Source organism: Bradyrhizobium sp. SHOUNA76, assembly GCF_023006445.1.
GTDB lineage: Bacteria > Pseudomonadota > Alphaproteobacteria > Rhizobiales > Xanthobacteraceae > Bradyrhizobium.
The window spans coordinates 1-5260 of record NZ_JALBHA010000458.1 but is presented as its reverse complement, the minus strand read 5'-3'; the positions used below and the strand labels follow the sequence as shown (position 1 = coordinate 5260).

Here is a 5260-nt window from a genome sequence, read left to right as displayed (position 1 = left end):
CCGACAGGCAGCGTGGCTGCCGGCCGCGGGCTGGCCGCAAGGCCCGAGATCGCTTGTGCCACCTGCCACGGCGACAAACTGACCGGCACGAACGTCGTGCCGGGCATCGCCGGGCGTTCGCCGACCTACATCTTCCGTCAGCTCTACGAATACCGGCACGGCTTCCGCGCTGGGCCGGATAGCAAGCCGATGATCGACGTCGTCAACGCGCTCACCGACGCAGATTTTTTGACACTCGCCGCCTATCTCGCCACGCTGGAGCGATGAAGTGGCGCCGACGCTCATCCCGCTGGCTTCTCATTGATCTATCCTCGATCGGAAATACCGTGCTCTCACCACCTTGAGGGTTCCAATGAAGCGGCGACATTCGAGTACCGCTTCGCTGATGGAAAGTATGATCGCTTTCCGGAATTGATTGCAGGTCTCATTCGGGACCGCGTTCAAGTGGTCGTCGCCGTCACTGGTACGAACGGAGTTTTGGCGACAACGGCAGCGACTAAGACGATTCCGATCGTGTTTGCGATTGCCATGGACCCGGTACATCTTGGCGTTATTTCCAGTTAGAACAGGCCGGGAGGAAATGCGACCGGCGTGAGCATGTACACTCCGCAACTCACCGCCAAGCGACTTGAGTTGTTGGCAGAATTGACGCCAGGAGGCGGAACAATCGCCATGCTGGTAAATCCAACGAATCCAAATGCGAATGTAGTGGTTTCGGATGCCGAAGCTGCGGCCAAGTCGCTTGGCCGAGAAATTCACGTCCTGAAGGCGAGTACGGACGAGCAAATTGCTGCTGTCTTCGGCGAAGTCAGAAACCGGAAGCATGCCGCGCTTCTTGTCAGTCCAGCCGACCAGATTCGAGCTGGCGATCAATCTCAAAGCAGCAAAGAGCATCGGCCTTACTATCCCGCCCTATCTCCTGGCTCGCGCCGACGAAGTAATCGAATAGAGTAGGTTTGCTGCGATGCATGATTCCGGAAGTGGCCCGCCGCTGACCTTAGCTTATGGTGCGGTGAGGTCTGCTTCCTGACGGTGACCCGAACAAGCCGTGCAAGCTGGCCAAGGCAGCCTTTGACCCGTTGCAGACGGTCCGTCGCAGAGCGGGCGCGGCCGAAGGATATGCAGTGTGATAGACGTCACAGAGGCCAGGCTTGTTTTTCCCCGAACTCCACTTAGGCTGCGCGCTTATATTCGGGGCGCCGATGAAGGCTTTTCGCTGGTTTTCATTTTTTCTTTTCATCTGGCTCGCTTGCGGCTCAGCACATGCCGAGCGACGGGTCGCGCTAGTGATCGGAAACTCTACCTACAAGAGTGTACCAAGGCTCGCCAACCCCGTGAACGATGCCGCCTTGGTCGGGGGCATGTTCAGTAAGGCCGGGTTCGACGTTGTTGATATCAAGCTCGACCTAACCGTAGTGGACATGCGGAAGGCGCTTCGCGAGTTTGGCGCTAAGGCGCGCGATTCCGATGTCGCCGTCATTTACTACGCTGGCCATGGTATCGAGCTGGATGGTAATAACTATCTGATCCCCACTGACGCCGCGCTAGAGACCGACACCGACGTTTTAGATGAGACCTTTCCGCTGGATCGGGTGCTCTTCGCCATCGAGCCGGCTAGGCAGCTCCGTCTCGTCATCCTCGATGCCTGCCGCGATAACCCATTTGCCAAGACCATGAAGCGCACGGTGGCGGCGCGTGCGATTGGTCGCGGCCTTGCCAAGGTTGAGCCGGCTAGTCCGAACACGATGATCGCCTTTGCCGCAAAAGCGGGCTCCACCGCCTCAGATGGCGACTGGAAAAACAGCCCGTTCGCGACCGCGCTGGTCGAGCGTCTGCCGATCCCCGGGCTGGACCTGCGCAAAGCTCTTGGCTTTGTTCGCGACGATGTCCTCAAGAACACCGGCTACAAGCAGGAGCCCTACGTTTACGGCTCGCTCGGTGGAAATGACGTGCCGTTGGTGCCGGCAAAGCCAGTCGTCACGGCTCCGCAGGCAAGCACACTGGATGCCGTTCGCAGGGACTATGAACTCGCGCTCCAGGCCGGCGACCGCGAGGGATGGGAAGCGTTTCTGAGAGCATTTCCGGACGGTTACTACGCAGATTTGGCGAAGGTACAGCTCAAGAAGATTGCTGCCGAGGAAACCCGCGCTGCCGCAGCAGAGAAGGCTCGCCTAGCCGAAGAGGAAAAGACGCGGCTCGCCGCGTCTCGCGCCCAGAAGGCGGAGCAGGAGAAGGCGGCAGCCGCAGCCAAGGCCGCCGAGGATGCCCGTCTTGTCGCCGAGAGAGCCAAGCAGATCGAGGAGGCGAGAGCCGCCGCCGCCGAACAGCGAAGGAAGGACGCCGAGGCAGCCGCCACGGCCCTCGCCGCCAAGCAGAGCGCCGATAAGGCACTCGCTGATAAGATCGCCGAAGACAAGTCGGCAGCCGAACTCGCAGCTAGGCTGCCAACGGAGAAGGGGCAGGAAAGCGCCAACCAGAAGGTCGCTGCCATCGCGCCAACCTCTGCAGAGCCAAGCCTATCCCCCCAGGAAACAGCGAAGCTGATCCAGTCCGAGCTACGTCGGGTCGGATGTCTATCCGCTGCTGCGGACGGCGACTGGAATGCGTCGTCCCAGCGGTCGCTGTTGACCTTCAACAAGTACGCTGGAACAAAGTTTGAAGCCAAGCTCGCGACCTTCGACGTCCTGGACGCCATCAAAGCCAAGCCCGGTCGGGTCTGTCCGCTGGTCTGCGAGCACGGCTTCAAGCCGGATGGCGAAGTCTGCGTAAAGATCAACTGCCGTACCGATTATCGCGTCAATGCCGAGAATGAATGCGAGAAGACGAATAGCAGAAAGCCCGTTGCGACGCGCGACCAGCCGACGACACGAGAAGACGCCCGGCAGCAGGGTGGGAAGTCGACCAAACCCGTAGCGCAAAGGAGCGGACAAATGGTCTGCAACGGTGCTGGCTGCAGGCCGGTTCGCCCAGGTTGTCATCTTGAGGTCTATCAACAAGGCAAGCACGGGCCCGGGAGCTGGGGCCCGAACCAAGAGGTCTGCAACTGATTCTCCGCGCATTCCAGCGCGCGGTAAATGGTAACGCTTTTTAGGCAAGGCAATTCAGTTCGGCACGACGTTGGAGTAGTCCCCGCGCGGCACGTTCGGCAGACCATCCGCCGCGCGGCCAGCTATACGATTTCCTTTTTGGCACGTCTGGAAGGGACATTGCACAAGACGTCGCACGTCACATCGCTGTCCGCGGTCCACGCGAGCGGATGTCATTGCAAGATAACAACCGTGCGCTCGCAAAACCAAATGTCCATTCGTGGCCCAAAGCCGTCATGATGCGCTGTCGGCTGCACCGTCTCCTGTCGGTCCAACCCGGTCGCGACGAACCGATTGCGCTAAGCCCTAGATCACCCCCGCCACTCGCAACGCCACGCCCGCCGCGCAGCTCCCCGCCAGCACCGTCAGCATCCCCAGCTTGAACCGGAAGATCGCGGTCGCCGCCGCGATCGACAGCAGCAGCGCGGGGATGTCGACGCTGGTCAGCACCGGCCTGTCGAAGTTCAGCGGAAACGCGTGCACCGGCACCGTCTCGCGGAACAGCGTATGCAGCGCGAACCAGATCGAGAGGTTGAGGATCACGCCGACGACCGCGGCAGTGATCGCGCTGAGCGCGCCGGCCAATCCCGTGTTGCCGCGCAGGCGCTCGATATAGGGGGCGCCGACGAAGATCCAGAGGAAGCAGGGCGTGAAGGTGACCCAGGTCGCGAGCAATCCGCCGAGGGTAGCCGCCAGCATCGGCGACAGGCCGCTGGGGTCGCGGTAGGCCGCCATGAAGCCCACGAACTGGAGCACCATGATCAAGGGACCCGGCGTGGTCTCGGCCATGCCGAGGCCGTCGAGCATCTCGTGCGGCTTCAGCCAGTGATAATGCTCGACCGCCTGCTGGGCGACATAGGCCAGCACGGCATAAGCGCCGCCGAACGTGACCAGCGACATCTTCGAGAAGAACAGCGCGATCTGGCTGAACACGTTGGCCTGACCCAAGGCAGCGAGCAACGCGATCACCGGCACCAGCCAGAGCGCCAGCCACAGCGCACCGACGCGGATCGCGCGCGCCGTATTGGGCTGCACGTGCTCGGGCACGGCTTCGCCGAGCATGCTGTCGATCACCGCATTGCTGTCGCCATGGCCGTGGCCGCTTGGTGCGAATTCCGGCCGGCCGCTGCGCGCGCCGGCATAGCCGATCAGGCCGGCGGCGATGATGATGATCGGGAAGGGGACCGCGAAGAAGAAGATCGCGACGAAGGCTGCGGCTGCGAGCGCGATCATGATGCGGTTCTTCAGCGCGCGCTTGCCGACGCGCACCACGGCCTCGACGACGATGGCGAGCACGGCGGCCTTCAGCCCGAAGAACAGCGCCTCGACGAAACTGACATTGCCGAAAGCCGCGTAGATGTAGCTGAGGCCCATGATGGCGATGACGCCGGGCAGGATGAACAGCCCGCCCGCCATCAGTCCGCCGGCGGTGCGATGCATCAGCCAGCCGACATAGGTCGCGAGCTGCTGCGCCTCCGGTCCCGGCAGCAGCATGCAATAGTTCAGCGCATGCAGGAAGCGGCCCTCGGAGATCCATTTCTTCTCCTCGACCAGGATGCGGTGCATCACCGCGATCTGGCCCGCGGGCCCGCCGAAGCTCAAGGACGCAACGCGGAGCCAGACGCGAAAGGCTTCCCCGAAGCTGATGCCGTGACCGGCATCAGCTCCTGCTTGAACGTTACGGGTGTCCATTACGCCTTCACCTTGTTGGTCGGCCAGTTGTGCGTCTCGGTGGTGGCGTCGCGGCACCAGCGGTAGAAGGCATCGTAGAGCGTCATGCCGGCCTCGAGCTGTTCGAGGTCGTCGTCATACATCCGCGACAGCCCGAGCGAGGCCGCGAGCAGGCCGGGTGCCTCCGGTGCCAGATCCGGCCGCGCGGTGTCGGCGCCGCGCACCAATGTTGCCAGCCGCAGCAGGGCCGGGGTGGCGATGCCGAACTCCTCGATCATCACGTCGAAGGTGCAGAGCTCGCCGCGGTGGCTCCAGAACACGTTCTCGATGTCGAACGGGGCTGCGCCAAAGCGTTCCCCGACGGCGATCACCTCCGACGGCGCCACATAGAGGAACACCGCCTGGGGATCGACGAAGCGGCGGATCAGCCACGGGCAGGCGATGCGATCGACCTTCGGCCGCGCCCGCGTCACCCAGACCGTGCGACCCTTGGCATCGCGCGG

The 5260-nt window shown here is 62.6% G+C and carries 4 protein-coding genes and 1 pseudogene; 3 read left to right on the top strand and 2 right to left on the bottom strand.

Going from position 1 to position 5260, the window contains the following annotated elements; translation table 11 throughout:
* From MOV74_RS30665 to MOV74_RS30655, 3 genes and pseudogenes are all read left to right on the top strand, one after another.
* Positions 1-267, top strand: a 267-nt coding sequence (locus MOV74_RS30665; protein ID WP_246930549.1) for a c-type cytochrome, incomplete at its 5' end; no start/stop codon positions are given.
* A 309-nt stretch (positions 268-576) separates the two neighbouring features.
* Positions 577-954 (top strand): annotated as a pseudogene (locus MOV74_RS30660) (hypothetical protein); the annotation flags it as partial.
* Between the two features lie 248 nt (positions 955-1202).
* Complete coding sequence (locus tag MOV74_RS30655; protein ID WP_246930545.1) at positions 1203-3047, top strand: caspase family protein; 1845 nt, start codon at positions 1203-1205, stop codon at positions 3045-3047.
* A 345-nt stretch (positions 3048-3392) separates the two neighbouring features.
* On the opposite strand, the gene chrA is transcribed toward MOV74_RS30655, so the two are convergent.
* The gene (gene chrA, locus MOV74_RS30650; RefSeq protein ID WP_246930543.1) at positions 3393-4778 is read right to left on the bottom strand and encodes a chromate efflux transporter; all 1386 of its coding nucleotides are present in this window, start codon (positions 4776-4778) and stop codon (positions 3393-3395) included.
* On the bottom strand, positions 4778-5260 hold a 483-nt coding region (locus MOV74_RS30645; protein WP_246930540.1), incomplete at its 5' end, for a chromate resistance protein ChrB domain-containing protein. The genes chrA and MOV74_RS30645, both read right to left, overlap by 1 nt.

Bases quoted from the DNA above. Each gene is read 5' to 3' on its own strand.
- MOV74_RS30655 (WP_246930545.1), top strand. From the start codon at position 1,203: ATGAAGGCTTTTCGCTGGTTTTCATTTTTTCTTTTCATCTGGCTCGCT.
- chrA (WP_246930543.1), bottom strand. From the start codon at position 4,778: ATGGACACCCGTAACGTTCAAGCAGGAGCTGATGCCGGTCACGGCATC.